Annotated in this window: 19 protein-coding genes; 13 read left to right on the forward strand and 6 right to left on the reverse strand. The window is 67.8% G+C overall.

All coding sequences use genetic code 11. From position 1 onward, the window contains the following. Positions 1-9 precede the first annotated feature (9 nt). The 5 genes from ACZY08_RS01660 to ACZY08_RS01680 are packed head-to-tail and all read left to right on the forward strand — an operon-like array spanning position 10 to position 5108. On the forward strand, positions 10-1335 hold the full coding sequence (locus tag ACZY08_RS01660) for an aryl-sulfate sulfotransferase (RefSeq protein ID WP_463742879.1): 1326 nt from the start codon (positions 10-12) through the stop codon (positions 1333-1335). Then, the gene (locus ACZY08_RS01665; protein ID WP_463742880.1) at positions 1332-2171 is read left to right on the forward strand and encodes an ABC transporter permease; all 840 of its coding nucleotides are present in this window, start codon (positions 1332-1334) and stop codon (positions 2169-2171) included. Before ACZY08_RS01660 ends, ACZY08_RS01665 begins: the two co-directional genes overlap by 4 nt. A 1-nt stretch (position 2172) precedes the next feature. Beyond that, positions 2173-2931 carry an ABC transporter ATP-binding protein gene (locus ACZY08_RS01670; protein ID WP_463742881.1) on the forward strand — a complete coding sequence of 253 codons (759 nt, stop codon included), beginning with the start codon at positions 2173-2175 and terminating at the stop codon, positions 2929-2931. Between the two features lie 27 nt (positions 2932-2958). Beyond that, a complete protein-coding gene (locus ACZY08_RS01675; RefSeq protein ID WP_463742882.1) occupies positions 2959-3927 on the forward strand; it encodes an ABC transporter substrate-binding protein in 969 nt (322 codons plus the stop codon). A gap of 26 nt (positions 3928-3953) precedes the next feature. Then, positions 3954-5108 (forward strand): lipase family protein, encoded by a 1155-nt coding sequence (locus ACZY08_RS01680; RefSeq protein ID WP_463742883.1) that lies wholly within the window; start codon positions 3954-3956, stop codon positions 5106-5108. A gap of 12 nt (positions 5109-5120) precedes the next feature. On the opposite strand, the gene ACZY08_RS01685 is transcribed toward ACZY08_RS01680, so the two are convergent. Then, positions 5121-5900, reverse strand: coding sequence for a DUF3159 domain-containing protein (locus ACZY08_RS01685; protein WP_463742884.1), 780 nt, complete (start codon positions 5898-5900; stop codon positions 5121-5123). A gap of 96 nt (positions 5901-5996) precedes the next feature. Between ACZY08_RS01685 and ACZY08_RS01690 the strand changes: the two genes are divergently transcribed. The 7 genes from ACZY08_RS01690 (at position 5997) to ACZY08_RS01720 (ending at position 10943) form a co-directional block, all read left to right on the forward strand. Next, complete coding sequence (locus ACZY08_RS01690) at positions 5997-6716, forward strand: oxygen-binding di-iron domain-containing protein (RefSeq protein WP_463744106.1); 720 nt, start codon at positions 5997-5999, stop codon at positions 6714-6716. Positions 6717-6753: 37 nt separating this feature from the next. Next, positions 6754-7302: a hypothetical protein gene (locus ACZY08_RS01695; RefSeq protein WP_463742885.1), complete on the forward strand. Its 549-nt coding sequence runs from the start codon at positions 6754-6756 to the stop codon at positions 7300-7302. 18 nt (positions 7303-7320) lie between these two features. Next, entirely contained in the window at positions 7321-7941 is a 621-nt protein-coding gene (locus tag ACZY08_RS01700) for a TIGR03085 family metal-binding protein (protein ID WP_463742886.1), read from the forward strand. A gap of 49 nt (positions 7942-7990) precedes the next feature. Continuing rightward, entirely contained in the window at positions 7991-8923 is a 933-nt protein-coding gene (locus ACZY08_RS01705) for an LLM class F420-dependent oxidoreductase (protein ID WP_463742887.1), read from the forward strand. 39 nt (positions 8924-8962) lie between these two features. After that, the gene (locus tag ACZY08_RS01710; RefSeq protein WP_463742888.1) at positions 8963-9439 is read left to right on the forward strand and encodes a hypothetical protein; all 477 of its coding nucleotides are present in this window, start codon (positions 8963-8965) and stop codon (positions 9437-9439) included. A gap of 19 nt (positions 9440-9458) precedes the next feature. Continuing rightward, the gene (locus ACZY08_RS01715) at positions 9459-9932 is read left to right on the forward strand and encodes a hypothetical protein (RefSeq protein ID WP_463742889.1); all 474 of its coding nucleotides are present in this window, start codon (positions 9459-9461) and stop codon (positions 9930-9932) included. Between the two features lie 75 nt (positions 9933-10007). Then, positions 10008-10943: a type IV toxin-antitoxin system AbiEi family antitoxin domain-containing protein gene (locus tag ACZY08_RS01720; protein ID WP_463742890.1), complete on the forward strand. Its 936-nt coding sequence runs from the start codon at positions 10008-10010 to the stop codon at positions 10941-10943. A gap of 58 nt (positions 10944-11001) precedes the next feature. Here ACZY08_RS01720 and ACZY08_RS01725 read toward each other — a convergent pair whose 3' ends face one another. The 5 genes from ACZY08_RS01725 to ACZY08_RS01745 form a co-directional block, all read right to left on the reverse strand. Then, positions 11002-12807, reverse strand: coding sequence for an Hsp70 family protein (locus ACZY08_RS01725; RefSeq protein WP_463742891.1), 1806 nt, complete (start codon positions 12805-12807; stop codon positions 11002-11004). 54 nt (positions 12808-12861) lie between these two features. Next, positions 12862-14352: a dynamin family protein gene (locus ACZY08_RS01730; protein WP_463742892.1), complete on the reverse strand. Its 1491-nt coding sequence runs from the start codon at positions 14350-14352 to the stop codon at positions 12862-12864. A 42-nt stretch (positions 14353-14394) separates the two neighbouring features. Next, complete coding sequence (gene iniA, locus ACZY08_RS01735; RefSeq protein ID WP_463742893.1) at positions 14395-16269, reverse strand: isoniazid-induced dynamin-like GTPase IniA; 1875 nt, start codon at positions 16267-16269, stop codon at positions 14395-14397. Positions 16270-16364: 95 nt separating this feature from the next. Next, the gene (locus ACZY08_RS01740) at positions 16365-17492 is read right to left on the reverse strand and encodes an IniB N-terminal domain-containing protein (protein ID WP_463742894.1); all 1128 of its coding nucleotides are present in this window, start codon (positions 17490-17492) and stop codon (positions 16365-16367) included. A gap of 282 nt (positions 17493-17774) precedes the next feature. Next, positions 17775-18323: an Rv0340 family IniB-related protein gene (locus ACZY08_RS01745; protein WP_463742895.1), complete on the reverse strand. Its 549-nt coding sequence runs from the start codon at positions 18321-18323 to the stop codon at positions 17775-17777. 197 nt (positions 18324-18520) lie between these two features. Here ACZY08_RS01745 and ACZY08_RS01750 point away from each other — a divergent pair, with 197 nt between their 5' ends. Further along, entirely contained in the window at positions 18521-20311 is a 1791-nt protein-coding gene (locus tag ACZY08_RS01750; protein ID WP_463742896.1) for an Hsp70 family protein, read from the forward strand. Positions 20312-20318 lie beyond the last annotated feature (7 nt).

Below are 20318 nucleotides of genomic sequence, written 5' to 3' on the forward strand. Positions count from 1 at the left end.
GTAGCTGACATGGCATTCGTACGACTCAACGGAGTCAGCTACCTCGACCCCGAACTCGCCTACGACAGCTACGTCCTGTTCACCGGCGCCGACGGGGTCACCCGACTGATCGATCTCAATGGCACCGTGGTGCACGAGTGGCCGTATGCCGGTGTGCCACCGCGCATCCTGGACCCGGCGCTCAACGGCGGGCGTATCGGCGATGTCGGGGTGCAACTGTCCGACAGCGACGATGCCCGCGGCGGCATCTACGCCAACGGGACAGTCGGCCAACTCGACTGGGCCGGCGAGATCGTCTGGGAATGGGGTGCTCAGGCACCTGGCGGCGCTGCGCGACAGAACCACGACTGGGAGCTGCTGCCGAACGGCAATCGACTGATCCTGACGACGGTTCCCCGTGTCGTGCAAGGCCTCGGTGACCACACAGTGGGTGACCAGGGGCTCTACGAGGTGACACCTGAAGGCGAGCTCGTCTGGCAGTGGCTGGCCGGCGACCATCTCGACGAGTTCGGATTCTCCGATGCCGGCTGGGATGCCCTTCGGCAGACCGTCGCTCGCGACCCCGACGACCCCTGGGGCTATCTGGAAATGAACAGCGCCAAAACCCTTGGGCCAAACCGGTGGTACGTCGAGGATCCGGACTCCGTCTTCCACCCCGACAACATCCTGATCAGCTTCCGCAAGGCCAACATCATCGCGTTGATCGACAAGTCGTCGGGATCGATCGCCTGGAAGTTGGGTCCCTACCACGACGCCGAGTTCGGCGCCCAGCATCAGCGCATCAATGTGCACAAGGTGCCGCGACCGGTGGATCAGACCTCCGGTCAGCACAACCCGCACATGATCGCCGCGGGCCTTCCCGGCGCAGGCAACATCCTGGTGTTCGACAACCAGGGCGGGGCCGGATATCCCCCGGCGCCGCTGGGCATCTACGCGGGATCGCGGGTGCTCGAAATCGACCCCGCCACCAAGGAAATCGTGTGGCAGTACACCGCGGAGGACTCCGGCCTGCCGTCGTGGACCTTCTTCAGTTCGTTTGTCAGCAATGCGCAGCGCCTACCCAACGGCAACACCCTGATCACCGAGGGAATGCAGGGCCGGTTGTTCCAGGTCACCCCGGACGGAGATGTGGTGTGGGAGTACCACAGCCCCTACCAGGGTTACGGCGTGGCCGGCGAGCCCGAAGTCAAGCAGACCAGGGTGCCCGGGGTCGACCGGCTCACGCGGACGGCACTGGTATACCGGTCGCAGTCCGTCCCGTTCGACTGGATTCCCGAGGGCACGTTGCGCGCTCCGCTGGACGCCGTGGGACTTGAGCCGGGACGCGTTCCGTGACAGCCGGTTTGGCGGTGCGCGGAACCGCGGCGCGTGCGCCGCGGCACCCGTCCCCTGCCCGGCTGCGGTCGGCGTTCGCCCGGCTGGGCGTCCTCGGTTGGACACTCGCGGGGCTGGGGATCGCCGCGGCCCTGTGGTCGTTGATCGTGGCAATCGGAGGGTTCCCACGACAGCTGTTCCCGAGCGTGCCCGAGATCCTCACCGCCGGGCACACCCTGTGGGCCGAGGGCCTGCTGCTCGATGACATCGTCGCCAGTTTGCAAAGAGCAGCAGTCGGTTTCGCAATCGGCGCCGGCATCGGGATCATCGTGGCGGTGTTCACCGCCACCACCGCCGCGGGCCGCAACCTGCTGCAGCCGGTGCTGCGGGTGTTCTCACCGATCCCGACGATCGGTCTCGTGCCGCTGGCCATCCTGTGGTTCGGGCTGGGTGAGAACAGCAAGCTCCTGGTCATCGCCCTCGGAGTGTTCGTGCCGGTGTGGATCAACAGCCACTCCGGGTTGGCAAGCACCCCGGTCGACTATCTGAAGGCCGCCCGCTGCCTGGGTGCCGGCCGTTGGCAGACCCTTGCGCGAGTGGTGCTGCCCGAGGCCGCACCCGACATCGCGTCAGGTCTGCGGGTGGGTGCAGCGATGGCGTTTGTGCTCATCGTCGTGGCCGAGATGACCGGCACCACATCGGGTATCGGATACCGGATCTCGCAGGCGCAGCTGTTCTCACAGGCCGATCGGCTGATCTTCTGTCTGATCGTCCTCGGCATCGTCGGCGCCCTGTGTGACCTGCTGGTCGCCTCGGTGACGTCCCCGTTCACCCGCTGGGCCCACGAGGAGCGCTGAGATGGCCATCCAGACCCACGACCTCGTGGTGAGGTTCCCCGGCAAGCAGGAGCCGACCCTCAAAGGCATCTCCCTGACCATTCCCGAGGGATCCTTCTCCGTACTCGTCGGCGCCTCCGGCAGCGGCAAATCAACTCTGCTGCACTGCCTTGCCGGTCTCATCACGGCCACCACAGGCTCGGTGACCGACAACGGCGAGTCAGTCACCGCACCGCATCCCCGCCGCGGCGTCGCCTTCCAGCGCGACGTGCTGTTCCCGTGGATGACGGTCGCCGACAACATCGACTTCGCCCTGGCGGCCCGGCGGCTGTCAAAACGCGAGCGCCGGGGCAAGATTCACGAGCTTCTCGACTTGGTGGGCCTGCGTGACGAGGTGGCCGCACAACATCCCGGTGAGTTGTCCGGCGGCATGCGGCAGCGCGTCAGTATCGCCCGCGTGCTGGCCGGAGAGCCGACGGTGATGTTGATGGACGAACCGTTCGCGGCGCTCGACGCGCTGACCCGCCTACGCATGCAGGATCTGCTGATCGATCTGTGGACGCGGCTGAACCGCACGATCGTGTTCGTCACGCACGACATCGACGAGGCGATCCGGCTCGGCGACACCGTCAGCGTGTTACGCGACGGGCAGATCGTCGACCAGATCACCAACCCGCTGAGCCGTCCCCGCCCAGCCGATGCGCTCGCAGATCAGCCGGGCTACAGCGAGATCCGCAAAACCCTGCACCACCGGCTCGGCATCGACCACGTCGTGCACTGACCCTCTACCCCACAAAGGAACCCATCCGTGAAGACCCCTCTTCGGCGCATCGTCGCCGCAGCAGTTGCCGCTGCCGCGCTCTCCGTGGCAGGCACCGCCTGCAGCGACTCCGGTACCGCGAACGCCGATCAGCTCACCGTCGGGTTCGTCGTCGATCCGTCCTGGGCGCAGGTCCCGGTTGCCGCCGACACCGGCCTGTTCGGCAAGCACAACGTCAACGTCAAGGTGGTGAACTTTCAATCCGGTGTCGAGGCGCTGCAGGCCGCGGCGGCCGGGCAGGTCGACATCACCACTGCCGCCGACGTACCGACCTCGGCCGCACTGACCCGCACCCCTTCCCTGCGCGTGATCGCCGACGGATCTCGCTGGGAGGGCTCGCGTATCGTCGCCCGGCGCAGCGCCGGTATCAACACCGTTGCCGACCTGGCCGGCAAGTCCATCGGCACTCCGCTGGGCACCAGCGCTGCCTACTATGTGTCGAATGCCCTGGCGCAGAACAACATCAAGGCCGAGCTGGTCCAGGTCGCGCCGTCGGCGATCGTCACCGCCGCCACCCAACGCAACGTCGACGCGGTATCGATCTTCCAGCCCTACCAGGCGCAGACGATCAAGGCACTCGGGGACGACGCGGTGGCGCTGAGTGGTGGCACCTACAACCAGCACAGCCTGTTCGTCGCCACCGAATCCGCCGTCGCCACCAAGGGCAAGGCGATCACCGCCTTCCTGGCCGCACTCGGGGACGCCGGCACTGCCCTGTCCCAGCACGACAAGGCCGCCACCGACGCCGTGGCCAAAGCCACCCAACTGGACCCCGAGCTACTGGGCACCGTGCTCGACGAGTTCGACTTCACGCTCCAGCTGAATCCGGACCTGGCCGAGAAGCTGGCCGAACTCGGGACGTGGGCCAAAACTCAGAAGTCCATCGCTCCCGACACGCAACTGCCCAACTACGCAGAGTTACTCGACAACCAGTTCCTGCCGAAGCCTGCCTCGTAAGCGGCGGTACCCACACAATGGGAGCCATGTCGAGGAACCGCAGCCTACTTGGCGCAGTTGCCGTTGCCGCGATGGTGACCGGCTGTTCGCCGGCCACCGACCCCGGGCTGAAGTCCGGAGAGCTGCTCACCGCACGGCCGCTGACCACCGTCGCCGCGCTGCCAAGTGCTGAGACTCGGCTGATCACCTATGCCTCCGACGATTCGCACGGCCAGCCGATCGTGGTGTCGGGCACCGTGGCGGTCCCGAAGTCACCGCCGCCCGAGGGCGGCTGGCCGGTGATCAGCTGGGCCCACGGAACCACCGGCTACGCCGACACCTGTGCCCCGTCGGTGGACACCGCCGACGGCCTCGCCCACGATTACCTCGGACCGGTGACCACGATGCTGGACACCTGGGTGGCCCGCGGCTACGCCGTCGTCCAAACCGACTACCAGGGGCTGGGCACCCCCGGCGGGCATCCCTACATCGACGGCACCAGCGAGGCGAACGCGGTGACCGACATCGTCCGGGCCGCCCGCAAGCTCGACTCCCGCATCGGCACCGACTGGGTCACCATCGGCCACAGCCAGGGTGGACAGGCCGCGCTGTTCACCGCGCAGGACGGTGGACAGCGCGCACCCGAGCTCAAGCTGAGGGGGGCGGTGGCGATCGCCCCCGGCGGGGTGGGAATTGCCCAGGCGATCGACTTCGTGCGTTCCGGCCGACCCGAAGCCGATGCGGCACAAGCGTTTCTGCCGCTCCTGGTGCTCGGCGCCGCCGTGGTCGATCCGGCCGTCAAGCCGGATGAGGTCATCACCCCACAAGCACAGCAGTTGCTGACCGCGGGCCGCACCGCGTGCATAGCCCAGATCCGCGCCATTCCGCCGGTGCCGTCGGCACAGGTCTTCACGCCGGGTGCGGATGTCGGCCCGCTGCGGGATTACCTCGACCACCAGGACCCAACCCACCTCACCCCGCAGGTACCGATCATGATCGCGCAGGGCACCGCCGACACAGCGGTGACCCAACCCGGCGTCGACGCGCTCGCGAAGGCCATGTGCGGCAAGAACGTCGAAGTCGATTACCGGGTGTACGCCGGCCAGGACCACCGCGGGACCATCCCCGCTTCACTACGCGATGCGCAGGATTTCGTGGACGCGGTGATGTCCGGGAAACCGGCCAACGCCTGCCCGCACTGACCCGGACGCCGCCTACGCCACCTGTGCCCGACGGTCGCGCCGTCGCAGCAGTGCCGTGCCGAACGCGCCGACCACCACCAGATCAGCAGCCACCCCGCTGCTGACCGTGGCCAGCAGCCAGCCGGCGACACCGGTCGCCAGTACGAACGGTGGCAGCCACTCGAATATCCGCGACCATGACGGCACCGGGTGCAACGCGTGGGCCGCGTCCTTGGCCCGGGCGTACTCGGGATAGAACTCGGTGACGGCCACCGCGAAGAACAGCGCGGCCAACTGCAGAATCCAGCCGGTCCAGAAATTGTCGGTACTGCCGTACAGCACGTCCCCGAGGCAGCCGACCGACGCCGAGAAGCCGAATGCCGCCGCCCACACCGCGGTCACCACCATGTGGGTGCGCTTGAACAGCGGCGTATCCCAAAGATCCGGCGGGGTGACGTCGCGCGCGTACGCCGTCGTGTACGGCCGGCCGATCATCAGGCTGACCAGGGCGAAAATCGCCAACGAGGCATTCGTGACCTCCCCCGACCACAGTTCCAGCCACGTCTTCTGCCCTCGGGAAGCCACCAGGCCGACAGCGGCCAGCACCACGAAGAAGGCCACTCCGAGCATCTCCAACACGTGGACCGGAATGTTGCGGCGACGGTCCAGTGCCAGCACCAGCAGCGAGAAACCGAGCGCGCCCCATACCGCGATCTCGTATCGCCCGGGACCGGCCAGAATCGCCATCAGCGCCCACGGCACGATCCCGGACAACGGAGAGTCCAGAAACGCGTCGAGGGCTTTGCCGAGCACGCGACGACGGTAGGTGACGCAGCTGGGAGATTCCCAAGACAGCAAAAGCCGGCCATCGGGAATCGTTGGGCGGACCATGGTCGCATGGCCTCCGACCTGGAAACCCGCGTCGACGAGATCGCTCCGGACATCTACCGGCTGTCCACCTGGATACCGGGGATCACCGAGCATGGCTTCACCTTCAATCAGTTCCTGCTGACCGGTTACGAACCGTTCCTGTTCCACACCGGTCAAAGGTTCCTGTTCCCCCAGGTGTCGGCGGCCATCGAGCGGGTCCTGCCGTTGACCCACTTGCGCTGGATCTCGTTCGGTCACCTGGAAGCCGACGAGTGCGGCGCGATGAATCTCTTCCTGGACGCCGCACCCCACGCCGAGGTGATTCACGGCCCGCTGGCCATCATGCTGTCGCTGACCGACATGTGTGATCGGCCGCCGGTAGCAGCGCCTTTGGACGGTCTGCACGACATCGGTGGGCACCGCCTGCGGTTCATCGCCACACCGCATGTGCCGCACAACTGGGAAGCCGGGCTGTGGTTCGACGAGACCACGTCGACACTGCTCGCCGGCGACTTGTTCACCCACACCGGACAATGTCCGGCGACCACCGAATCAGATTGCGTGGCACCCGCATTGGAGGCCGAAGGGCTCTTTCACGCCACCGGCCTGACCACGAATCTGACGCCCACGTTGATGCAGCTCGCCGAGCTGAACCCCACCACCTTGGCCCTGATGCACGGCTCGTCGTTCCGCGGTGACGGCGCCGGACAATTGCGGGCGCTCTCCGACGGTTACGCGGGGTTGTTCGGCGCGTCATAGCCCGTCGTCATCACGAGCGATGCGTAGCCTTGGCGGCGTGAAGGCGTGGCAGTCACTGAGCGCCCTGCTGGCCGCGGGTGTGCTGTTGTCGGGTTGCCAATCGAGCATCGAAGGCACTCCGGCCACCAGCCCGCAATCACCGACCGAACCGAGTTTCCCGACCGCACGCCCCACCCGGTCCAGCCCGGCGCCTCCGTCGAGCACCCCGGCCCCGTCGAGCACCTCGGCGTCCGCCCCACCGTCCGGCACCGAAACACTGCAGCCGCAGAACGGGTACGTGTTCATCGAGACCAAGTCCGGTAAGACCCGTTGCCAACTGTCCAAGCAGGAGGTCGGGTGCGAATCGGATTTCGCCGATGCACCGGTGGTCGATGGGGACCACGCAAACGGGGTCAGGCTGACCGCCGACGGCAAGATCAAATGGGTGCTGGGCAATCTTGGCGACATTCCGGTGGTCACCCTCGACTACCGCAAATACAGCGCGGTGGGCTGGACCATCGATGCGGGTGAGGATGGCACGCGCATCAGCAACGACAGCACCGGGCACGGGATGACCATCGCTGTCCAGGGAGTGAAAACGTTCTAGAGCTTCTAGAGTCGTTTCATGAGTATCGCTCAGCGGGAACGTGCCGCACTGGTCGAATCCATGCGTGCCGCAGGCCCCGATGCGCCCACCCTGTGTGAGGGCTGGACCACCCGTGACCTGGCCGCGCATCTCGTGGTGCGGGAGCGTCGCCTCGACGCCGCGCCCGGCATCCTGGTGCCCCAGCTCGCCGGCTATACCGAGCGGGTTCAGCGCAAGGTGGCCGCAAACGACTGGGCAGACCTGGTCGACCAGATCGCCGCGGGCCCTCCCCTGTACTCCCCCTTCAAACTGCTCGATCCACTGGTCAACGTGGCCGAGATGTTCATCCACAACGAGGACGTCCGCCGCGCCCAACCAGGCTGGGAGCCAAGACCTCTCGATGACGCGACGGTATCCGCGCTGTCCCGCGGCATCGGCGCGATGGCCCGGATGACGATGGGTAAATCCCCCGCCCGGGTGAGCCTGACGACACCGCGAGGCAAGACGCTGGCCACCGTCGGCTCTGGCCCGGAAGTAACGGTGACCGGTGAGCCGGGCGAGTTGTTGATGTTCGCTGCCGGCCGCGAGCCGGCCCGGGTGGAGTTCTCCGGCGACGACGCTGCCGTGGCCGCGCTGCGTGCCGCCCGTCGCGGGCTGTAAAGCAGGCGCTCAGCAGCCGCACACTTGAGATCGCCGATAGGCTGGCGTCGTGGATTTCCGAGTGTTCGTCGAACCCCAGCAAGGCGCTACCTACTCCGATCAGCTCGCGGTGGCCCGCGCCGCCGAAGCGCTCGGTTACTCCGCATTTTTCCGATCCGACCACTACCTGGCGATGAGCGGTGACGGCCTGCCCGGGCCGACCGACTCGTGGGTGACGTTGGCCGGCATAGCGCGCGAGACCTCGACGATCCGGCTGGGCACCATGGTCACCTCGGCCACCTTCCGCCACCCAGGACCGCTGGCCATCTCGGTGGCACAGGTCGACGAGATGAGTGGTGGCCGTGTCGAATTGGGCCTGGGCGCGGGCTGGTTCGAAGCCGAGCACCAGGCGTACGCCATCCCGTTCCCGCCACTGGGCGAGCGTTTCGACCGGCTCGAAGAGCAGCTGCGCATCCTCACCGGAATGTGGAACACGCCCGTCGGCGAGACCTTCGATTTCGCGGGCAAGCACTACACCGTCGTCGACTCCCCTGCGCTGCCCAAGCCCGCGCAAGGCGCGAACCTGCCGATCGTCATCGGCGGGATGGGCGCCAAGCGCACGCCTTCGTTGGCCGCCGAGTTCGCCTCGGAGTTCAACATCCCGTTCGTGCCGCTGGACACCCTCAAAACCCAGTTCGCGCGGGTGGCCACTGCCGTCGCAGCGGCGGGGCGTCCGGCCGACGCATTGACCTACTCGGCGGCCTTCGTGCTGTGCGCCGGCAGCGACGAGTCGCAGCTCGCCACACGCGCCGCGGCGATCAACCGCGAGGTGGACGAGCTGCGCAGCAATTCGCCGCTGGTCGGCACGCCCGCCGAGATCGTCGACAAGCTGGGCCCGTTCCTGGAGGCCGGTGTACAGCGGGTCTACCTGCAAATGCTCGACCAGTCCGATCTGGATCACCTCGAGCTGTTCGCCGGCGATGTCATCCGTCAGCTGAGCTGACCGAAGCCCGGTCCGAGGCCGGGCATAGTATCGGTGCCCGTGACCGGTGACGACGATCAGGGGCAGCCTGCCGAGGCGCCCTGGCATCACTCGACGCCGGCTGTCGCAGGGGCCAGCGCGGCGGCCCTCGCCGTGATCGGCCTGGTGCTGTGGGCCGCGATCTCGCTGACGAGCTCCGGAGGGCCGGAGGACGCGCCGATCGATTTCGTGCCACCTACCTACACGTCGACGACGATGAAGACCTCCAAGTCCACCACGACCCGGACCACCACCAGCCGCCTACCGGTGACCACCGAATTCGGTGTGCCGGGCGAGTCGGACACGACGACGACGTCGCCCTCGGAGACCTCCGAGACCTCGCCCACCACGTCGTCCGAGACCACCACCACGACGACAACAACGACCACGACGACGACGACCACCTCGTCAGGCGCCGGCTACGGCGAGTACCCCACGACGCACTATCGACCGCGCACCAACGTGACACGCACGCTGTATCCGCCGCCGGGCGGCTGAGCGCGCCTACCATCGGCGCGTGTCGAACTATTACGACGACGAGGAGCCGACGCAGTACGCGCCCAGCTACGGCGAGTACTCCGAGCCGCCCGCGCCGCCCACTCCCGAGGCCGTCCCCTGGTACCGCAAGCCCGCCGCACTGATCGGCATGGGCGCCGCGGGCACAGTCATCGCAGCGCTGGTCATCTATGCCCTGGTGCAGCTGTTCTCGTCCGACTCCCCATCGACGACCACGACCACCACCACATCGACCACACCGACCACCACCACATCGGTCGCAACCACGGCGCCGGTGGTTCCGGCGCCGACGCACACCGTCACCGAGACGGTCGCGCCGACGACTACGGCCGAGGAAACCACCGCCACGACCACGACCACGACCACCGAGCCCACTACGACGACCGAGACCACGACCACCACCACTGCGCCGCCGACGACTACGACAACGGCCCCGCCGACGACGACAAGTCCGGCGCCCGCTGCCGGCGGGTAACACTCACTCCGCAGTTATCCACAGATCCTCGAAGTGCTCCTGGTCGCAGACGCGCCAGTCCACGAGTATCGAAACGTGGACGTCGACGATGTGCTCCGTCAACAGGACGGGGTGATTTCACGCCGGCAGGCTTTGGACGCGGGCCTGCGGGAGCACGAGATCCGGCGACTGCTCAGACGCAATGAGTGGGCGCGGGTCCACGTGGGCGTGTACGTCAACCACACCGGACCGCTGACGTGGTCGCAACGCGCTTGGGCCGCAGTTCTTTACGCTGCTCCGGCCGCGCTGTGCTTCGATTCTGCCCTTGGAGCCGACGCGTTGCCCATCCATGTCGCGGTCGCGCAACAGCGGGCGATATTGGCCGAACCGGCGGGGGTCCGCATTCACCACCTCGTGGACCTTCAGGAGCGGGTCCTTTGGAACGTCAGCCCACCGCGGATGCGTTACGACGAAGCCGCGCTCGACGTCGCGTGCCGCGCCGCGTCCGAACTCGATGCCATCGCGGTCCTCGCCAACGCCTGCCAATCGCGTCGAACCACCGCGCATCGGCTCCTGCAAGTGCTTGATTCTCGGACACGGGTCCGCCGTCGCCGATGGTTACGCGCGGTGTTGGTCGATATCGCCGACGGCACCAGTTCAGTTCTCGAGCATGGCTATCTCGTTCGCGTCGAGCGCCCGCATGGTCTGCCGAGGGCAACCCGACAGAAGCGGGCCGCATCATCCGTCGGGGTCTGCTATCGCGATGCCGAGTACGGAGAACAGCTCATCGTCGAGCTCGACGGCCGGATGTACCACGACTCGGCGACCAGGCGGGATGCGGACTTCGAGCGGGATCTCGACGCCGCCGTCGACGGCCGTTCGACGGTCAGGCTCTCCTACGGGCAGATCTTTGACCGGCCATGCCGGACCGCCGGCAAGATCGCTCAGGTGCTGCAGCGGCACGGGATCGCGGTGGCCGGCCACCCGTGTGGCCCGGGGTGTGCGTTCATTCGACTCGACCGGGCCGCATAGTCATCAAGATCGAGGATTCCAGTCACTATCAAGCAGTAATCCTCGGTTCAAGCGCGATTCAGGGTGTCGGCGCCTCGGAAGTGGGCGTGGGCTCAGGAGCCTGCGTCGGCTCCGGCGTGGCAGTCGGCGACGGGCTTGGCTCCACAGTGGGCGTCGGCGTCGGCGACGGACTCGGCGACGGGCTGGGCGACGGGCTCGGGCTGGGCGAGGGCTCAGATACCGGCGGCTTGAACGTCGGGATCGGCAACTGTGGCACCGGCAATTGCGGGATGGTCACAGGTGGAAACACCAACGGCGGCACCGGAATCGGTGGGAGCGCTGCAGGAGGCGCAGGCAGAGGAGCAGGAGCGGCCGGCCGCGGGAGGGGCGCCTGCGGCGCAGGAGCCACCCGTTGCGGGGCCGGACCCATCGGTGCGCTCTGCCGGCTCTGCACGAGCCGCGGCGCAGCCGCCGGCCGTGGCGAAGCGGCCTGCGCGGGACCCGCCGACGCCGCGGGCCCTGGCCAGGATGGATCGCGCACCACGACGGTCCGCGTGGGCGGTGCCGGTGCGGTTTGGGCCAACGGGGACTCGGCGGGGACAGTTTGGGGCGCCAACAACCCGGAGACGGCGGCGTCGAGCCGATCGGCCCGCGCCGACAGCACCATGCCGACCGTGCCGACGACGGCCAGGAACACCCCCGCGTAGGCCACCACTCCCCCGCGCCGGTACCAGGCAACGCGCGCCGGAGCGGGCGGTAACGGCGGCTCGGAGAACGCGAATTCCGGCCGGGCCGAATCCTCGGTCACCGATGCAGGAATGAACTCGGCGACTTCGGCGGCATCGTCAGACACCGACCAGGCCAGAGCGGACGCGGCGAGGGTGCCGGTACCCGTGAGAGGAACCAATGCAGGAGCAACCGCCACCTGCGTCGCGGTCTCGTCGGCACCCCGACGCCCCAGCAGCGCGGCCCCGACGGCGGCGATCACCTGAGCTTGCGGCACGGTGGTGACGGGAAGGCGGAATGCCGATGAAAGCCGTTGGGTGACAAGTGGTATCCGTGCACCGCCGCCGACGGTGACCAACGCCGCCAGCTGCGCTGGATGAATACCGTTGCGGCGCAGCAGGTCCAGCAGGGCCTCGATCACTCCACCGAGCGGCTGGTCGACCACCGCGTCCAATTCGGCGCGGGTGAGCCTGATCGCACCGCGGGGCCCGACGAGACTCGTTGCCCCCTCGTCGCTCAGCCGCTCCTTGGCGGCCCGGCATTCATCGCGGAGCCGGCTCAGTGCGGCCACCGCCGCGGTACCAGCGGGCTCGGTCTCCAGATTGCTCAGGACGCCGCGCAGCAATTCCTGGTCGATCAGGTCACCGGAGAACTCGTCGTAGCGGATGCTCTGGCCGATGGTCGCAAACCCGGCGGCAGCGTCGGCCAAGGTCAGGCTGGTGCCGGAGCCGCCGAAGTCGCAGAGGGCGACGACGCCTCGGGCCGGCAGGCCGGGATACGACTGGATGGCCGTCAACGCCGCGACCGAATCGGGAACCACCCGGACGCCGGGCAACGCGCCACGCACAGCCTCCAGAGCTCCGGCATTCCAGTGCGCGGGCACCGCGACCACCGTCGTGTCCGGACGATGCGCCGGGCTGACCTCACGGGTCAATGCCTCGACTGCGCCCGCCAAGAGTTGATCTGCGCGATGCGTCGACCCGTCGGCGGCGACCAGCGGCACCGGGTCACCCACCCGTCCCACGAAATCGGTGAACACCAACCCGCCGCCGGCCGAAGGGGCGCCGACCACCGGCCCGCGATGCCCGGAGACGGTGAGCATCGCCCGCCGCACCAACGGCGTCTGGTCGGCGATCGCCACCAGATTGGTCGCCCCCACAGACAACCCCAGGCAATCACGCATACCTGTATGTCGACGGTGAGCCCGAATTCGTTAGTGGCGTGACGAGTACTCGGCCACCAATGCCTCGGCACTGCGCACTGCGGCCCGGCAGGCTCGCGTAGTAAATGGATCGTTGAGCGGGTGATCGGCCCGCCGCCGCCAGCGTTGCGCGGCTGCGAATGCGGCGCGAGGCCCGTCGAACGGCGCGTCGGGTTGTAGTCCGAGCCGGCTGGCCGCGTCGGTGCCCGAGCCGCCGATGATGCGGCGCAGCGAGGCCATCTCGTCCTCGTTCAGCGTGGTGGGCCGGGAACGGAGCAGGCTGAGCAGCCGCAGCTCCTCGAAGGCATGCGTGTCCGCCAGCAGTGGATCGATGTCGGCGAGGATGTAGGGCGTCGCGTAGATCGGGTTTTGCTGCACGAACTGGCGTAGCGACAGCAGCGCCGTGTGCGCCTTGAGCAGCTCCGAGCGTTGGGCGAACTGCTGGTCGATGACATCGCGCAGGGCGACCAGACCACTGCGTTCCAGCAGCTCGTCGGCCAGGGCGACGGAGTCGGACACCCCCGCATGCATCACCGCGATCGAGATCCGGATACCGAACATGCCGAACCGGTCCAGCAGGGCCGCGCGGGTGGCCGCGTCCACCGGCAGTGAGCTGTCCTCGCGGACGAAGCGGTCCACGGAGAGCATGGCCTTCGTCAGTTGCGCGGGCTCGATGCCGGCGAGCTTCTGCAGCGCCACGAACTCGCTCTGCCGCAGGGTGCGGGCGGTCAGGGCGAGGAGTCCGGACACCGGGACGACGGCCTGGCAGATCCCGGTCTTGTCCATCTCCTCGGTGAACCGCTTGGCGACATCCTTGGCCGACATCATGGCGTCGATGCGCCCGGCACCGATCTCGTCGGCCCGCGAGGCCACCCCGATGACGCCGAGTGCGCCTGAGGACCCGCCGACGAGCTCACCGATCTGCTTGAGCAGGGAGATGTCGGCGGCGTTGAGGGTGCGCAGCAGGAACACCACCGCGTCGACGCGGGGAACCCCATCCTCGGGGACCAACAGCCGGTGGGTTCGCTGGGAGACGTCGCGCGACAACGATGAGGTGCCCGGGGTGTCGATGATCGTGGTGTCGATGAGCTCGGCAGCCGGCCACTCGACGTCGAGGTCGACGACGTCCTCGGGATTCAGCCCGGCGAAGCTGAAGGTGAGGCCCCGGTCATGCGGATCGCGCGCGATCGGCACATTGGCCCGCCGCCCGCCACGGTGGTTGGCGGTCACCTTCGGTGTGGGGCCGTGCCGGAACCACGTGACGATGCGGGTCGCCTCGGTGGCGTCGGTGGGCGCAATGTCCTCCCCGACCAGTGCGTTGACGAGCGTCGACTTGCCCGCCTTGAGCGTGCCGGCGAGCGCGATGCGGATCGGCTGGTTGAGCCGGCGCCCGATGCGGTCCAGCTCGTTGTGCACGTCGGGCCGATTTCGGTACGCCGGATCGCCCCGGTACGCCTTGATGGTGCCGCCCAGAATCGAGCGCACCTGATCGGCCGTGCTCACGCTGCGGAATCCAACCCTTCCAACCCGAAAACCACATCGAAACTAACTGTTGGAGCCTAGTGGGGCCTCTCTGGCCAAATTCTGTGCGTGCTGGACCACCTGGGTCAGGATGTTCTTCTGGCGCTCCAACTCCGTGACCCGGGCGTTGCGCTCGTTCTCCTCAACCTTGGCCGCCATCAGGGTGGCCTGCAGCGACTCGTTGAGCGAGCGGGTGGTCTGGTTGGCGATGCCGCGGTAGTGGTCGCGCAGTTGCCGTTGAATGCCCTTGAGCCGGTCCCGCGATTCCTTGCCGACGACGAAGGCGACGTCGTCGATGAACTTGCGCATGTTGGCCTTGGCCTCACCTCGGACCCGGAGCATGCGGTTCTCCATGTCCTCCTTGTACGCCTTGCGGCCCAGCACCAGACCGGCGCCCAGCGACAGCGGGTTGAACATGCCCAGCCCGGCGAACGAGGTGAGCATGCCGAACATCAGCACGCCGCCGTAGGAGCCGCGCATGCCGGTGATGACCTTGTGCCCGGCCTTGATCGGTTTGGCCTCCAGCCGGGCCAGCGATTTCATCTCGCCGAATCCGGCGCCCATGTCACGGGCGTCGATCTGTGGCAGCTGCACGGCCTCCAGACCGGCTTCGGTGAAGGTGCGGGCCACCTCCGCGGCCAGCGCCTCGGCACGCTGATAGGCCCAGACGAAGTTGTCGCCGACGGCGGTGGCGACCGCCTCCTCCAGCTCCGAGCCGATCTCGGCCCAGTGCAGGGTGGGGTCGCCGGTGTCGATCTCCTTCTCGGCGTGCTGGGTGATGTTGCGGAACCGGTGGCGCAGATCGTGGTCGACATCGGCGGTCAGGTCCGAGATGCCGTCGTTGAGCACCTGCTGCCACAACGCGGTCTGCTGCAGAGCATCCTGGGCTTCCTGCTTGCGCCGTTCCAGCTCGGCCGTCAGGCGCTCACGTTCGCCCGGATCGGTGAACGCGGCCAGCTCGGAATTCACCGCCAGCAGCAGATGCTCTGCTGCTGAATGGATTTCATCCACCACCTGATCGCGGATGCGGTCGCTCTCGCGCGTCAGCACCCGGTCGGACAGGAATTTCACGATGGCCGGGAAGTTCGATTCCTCGTTGAGTTCCTTGTCGTTGAGCTGGATCGCATGGCTGCGCAGCACACTGGAGACGGGAGTCACGGGGGTCGAAATACCAGCCCGTTGCAGGTGGGCGGTATTGGCGCCGACGATCTCGCGCCAGTGCGGGTACAGGTCGGTCTTGGTCGCGACAATCGTTGCCACCGGGCAGATTTCGATCGCTTGCCGGATGAAGGTCATTTCCGGTTCGGTGAATTCCTGGCTGGTGTCGCTGACCATCAGCAGCGCATCGGCGTCGGGTAGCAGGCCCAGGGTCGCCGAAAGGTGCGGCTGCCCAAGGCCTCCGACGCCCGGGGTGTCGACGAATGCCAACCCGCCTTTGAGCAGGGGACTCGGGGCGGTCACCTCGACCCGTAAGACCTCACGGCCGCCGGCCTGTGGGGCGCGACGGAGGTCGTTGGTCACCTCGGAGGGCGAGATGTCGATCAGTTCGGGTTCGGCCCCGTCGGGCCGGGCCACCACCAGGCGCGCCGACGGCTGCTCACCGTAGGCGACGACGGTGGCCAGCACGGTGGACTCGTCGTCGCCGACGCGGGCCACCGGAATGTTGAGCAGCGAGTTCAGCAATTGGCTCTTGCCCTGCTTGAGCTGGCCCGCGATGACCACGCGGATCTGCGGGTCGCTGATGCGCATCTTCGCCAACCGCAGCCGCTCCACCAGGTCGCCGCGGTCATAGGTGGCAGCGATCGTGCTGGTGTGGTCGATGAGTTCGACGATCACCTTGACCGGTCGGGCCGGCGTGCCGGCCGCCGCCCCTGGCCTGGGGTCGTTGGGTTGCGTCATGGAAGTCCCTCCTGCATGCCGGGCTCAACGGTAGGCGTGCGAACGGGACGGGGGCCACCCGCGTAACGGATGGCCCCCGCCCCTGTGGGATCGGATCAGAAAGCGTCGAACCCGGTCTCGATCGGGTTGTGCGACGCGACATCGGTGTGGGACTGCGAGTCGTAGCTGTTGCCCGAGCCCAGCGCCGAGCTGGTGTCGTTGTGCGACCCGAAGGACGTGTCGTTGTGTGCCGCCGTGTCGTTGTTCGACGCGAACGCGGTGTCGTTACCCGACCCGATGTTCGAGGTGTAGCTCGACGAGTTGTCCTCGACGCTGTGCGTCGACTCGGTCTGCACCGAGGTGTGCGTCGAGTTGTCCTGGGTGTTGCGGCTGCCGTAATCACCGTCGACCGTGGTCTGGTTGCCACCGACCGCGTGGGTCGAGGCATCGGTCAGGATGATCGAGCCGGCGTTGCCGCCGTCGCCACCGGACGCACCGCCGCTGCCGATACCGATCAGGCTGTCGCCGCCGGACGCGCCGCCGCCGTGGCCGCCGCTCATGTCGACGTCCTTGATCACCGGACCGTCGTTACCGGACACCACGTCGCCGCCGGCGTGCTGCGAGCTGTCCTCGATGGCGTTGTCCTTGCCGACCGCGACGTGTGAGCCGGAGCCGGCCAAGATATCGCCGTTGTTCATGGTGTTGCCGTCGCCGAGTACGGCACCGTCACCGCTGACGATGTCGCCCTTGTTCTCGCCGTCGACCACCACGCCGCCGTTGGTGGCGGTGTTGGTGCTCTTGTCGCCGAGAGTGATGTCACCGAAGCCCAGGTTGAATGCACCCTGCTGGGCGTTGGCGCCGGCGTCCTGATTCGGGCTCATGATCGGCGTGTGGTTGTTGCTGGCGAAATCGGTGTCGTTGTGGCTCGCGAAGTCGGTGTTGTTGCGGCTGGCCACCTCCGGCGCAAACTGCGTCTGCGGGGAGAACGGCGAGGCGACCTGGTTCGCGAACTGGGCCGGCAGGCTGTGGTGGTCGGCGACCGCGCGCTGCAGGCCGAGCACCGGGTTTCCGCCACCGAGCAGGACGCCGGCCGGGGCGGCAGTGGCCGCCACGGCATGCAGCTGGGCTGCGGTCACGTTGGGGAGGCCGGCGTCACGCAGGCTGCCGTCCGGATCGGCGATGAACGAAGCTGCCGAGGCGGGGCTACGGAACAGGTCCAGGATGAAGTCGATCAGAGAGGTCATTTCTCCAACCTTTCGAATGTTTCTGGGAGTCTCTGGTGAGTTCCCCCGCCGGGCTCTCCGGCGATCTGGAGACAACGTTATGGGTGCGCCGCGGCACCGGAAACGGGGTCGATTCCCCTCCCCGCAACACCCCCACCCGGGGTACAGGGGGCTACCCCACTAGGGGCATAGGGGATACGTAGGGGCATGGGTGAGCATCCCCGACTCTATTGACGTTTGCGCAGCTAAACGCAATAAGCGCGCGACCACATGGGTCGCGCGCTTATCGGAGAGCTGGGTGCTTCAGTCGAAGATATCGAATCCGCCGGCCCCGTCGATGTGGTGCTGGTCATCGACGATCGGCTGGCCCCAATCGGGCGCCAGGGCCGGGTCGACGACAGGCGCATCGTCGATCACGGGCTCGTTGAGCTGCAGTGATATGTCGTCGAGCGGCTGGTCGAGAAGTCCGGAGTCGTCGGTGACCGGTCCGGAGGCCACCACATGGTCCAGGGAGTCCGACTGGTCGATCACCTGGCCCGCCGTCGCATCCCAGGCATGGTTGGGCGCATCGACCGGCACGTGATCGCCGAAGGCATCGAATGCCGCAGTGGCCGCGCCACTGGCCCAGACGTTGCCGCCCGGATCGGTGGCACCGAGGTCGCCGAACGAGCCGCCGGTGCCGGCCGTCGAGAGCGACTCCGACACGACCGGAATCAGATTGTTCACGTCCGCGCTGGTCACATCGGTCAAATGCGCATCGGCGATGGCCTGCGCCGGGTCGGCGGCATAGTGGGCAGCAGCGTCGGGGTCGCGTACGAGCGACATCACAAAGTCCAGCAATGTGTTCGCCATGCTCCACCTCCTCAACAGTTCGCTTCGAATGCTAGCCAGCTGTGAGGGTGCTGGGATCGGTGCCGAACCCACCCCTACCCGCCCGCCATTAGGGGGGCGGACATTAGGGGATTGACGCCACTAGGGGAACAATGCCGGGCCCTTGACGCACCAGCAGTTAGGGTGAGGGTCGGCCGAGACAACAGGAGTGACGCCTGATGACTGACTCACTGGGGTTGTCGATCGGGATGACCAACCTGGTGGCAGCCCGCGAAGGCCGCCAACCGGTGATCCGCCGATCGATCTTCACGTTGCACAACGACCGCGCACCGGACGTGGGCGAGTACATCGGCAGCGGACTGCCGCTGGCCGGCTTCGTGGAACGTGTCGGCGACCCTGTACCTCTCGTCGCTGCCGATGGGTCCCAGCACCGCGGGGAACTGGTGCTGGCCGAGGCGCTGGACGTGATGGCCCGCACTGCCGGCGGCGGTGCGCCCGTGGTGATCGCGGTACCGGCGCACTGGGGCCCGAGCACCGTCGGCGCGTTGCGCGGCGCACTACGCAACAAGGCCGCGCTGTCGCCCGACGGCGTTCCGCCGGGCCTGGTGCCCGACTCGTTGACCGCGCTGGCGGCGCTGCAGGCCGATCCCGGGTTACCCGCTGACGGCGTCGTGGTGTTGTGCGATTTCGGTGGCAGCGGGACGAGCGTGACACTGGCCGACGCCGGTGCCGATTTCGCCACCATCGGACCGACTGTTCGCTATCCCGATTTCTCCGGCGACCAGATCGACCAGGCGTTGCTCAACCATGTGCTCAGCGGAGTGGCGACGGCCAACGACGCCGATCCGGCGGGTACCGCGGCGGTCGGTTCGCTGGCGAGACTGCGCGCCGAATGCCGGCAGGCCAAGGAGCGGTTGTCCGCCGACACCGCGACGGCGATTCCCACCGAACTGCCCGGGTTCAACTCCGATGTCAGGGTGACCCGCCCCGAACTAGAGCAACTCATGTCCGCGGCCCTGGCCGGTCTGTTGGATGCCGTCGAAGACACGTTGCAGCGCAACAACATTGCGCTGTCGAGTGTGAACGCGGTCGCCACCGTCGGCGGCGGAGCGGCGATCCCCCTGGTCACCCAGCGACTGTCCGAGCGGTTGCGAGCCCCGGTGGTGACCACCCAGCGACCCCAGCTCGATGCGGCGCTGGGCGCCGCTCTCGTCGCCGAACGAGTCATCGACGCCGCTGCGGCGACCGGCATGGCCCCAGAGGTGGCGGCCGCCGACGCTCCGACCGGGATGGCCCCGACCAGCCTCGGTCCGGCGGCCTGGGCGGCGGGAGCCACTGCGGCGCAGCCGTCGGCCAACGGCGCCGACGGGGCGAACGTCGGTGCCCTCGCCTGGTCGCAGGATGATGCGCCCGGAAACGAACCGGTGCCCTATGCGGGCGGCGAATACGAAACAGCGCCGGGCACGACCGCGGCGCGGCCACCCGTCGAGTTCAGCCACGAAGAGGAGATGTTCGACGCCGGACCGGCGCCGCTGCCCTGGTACAAGCGCCCGGGGATCCTGTTCGGGGCGGCAGCCGCGGCCGTGCTGCTGGCCGCAGGCGGCCTCGCGGTGACGTTGACCAGCTCCGAAGGGGATTCCACCCCGGTCACCGAGACCAGCACCACCTATTCGATGGGGCCGTCCCCCGAGGGGCCGCCGCCCGAGCCGGTCACCACCGTGACCGAAGGGCCCGACGGAGTCAGAACCACCACGGTCATCGCGCCGCCACCCCCGCCGCCGGAGACGACGACGTCCGCGCCGGAGACCACCACGACGACGAGCCCGACCACGACCACCACAACAACGACGACCACCACGACAACGACGCCGCCGACTACGACCACGACCACAACGACGCAACCGCCGACGACCACAACGCAGCCCCCGACGACAACGAAGCCTCCGACCACCACCCAGCCGCCGGTGACCACCACTGCGGCGGCGGAGGCCCCAGGCGGCGGAGCCTAGGGCGACG

The organism is Mycobacterium sp. IDUB_9 (assembly GCF_055419505.1).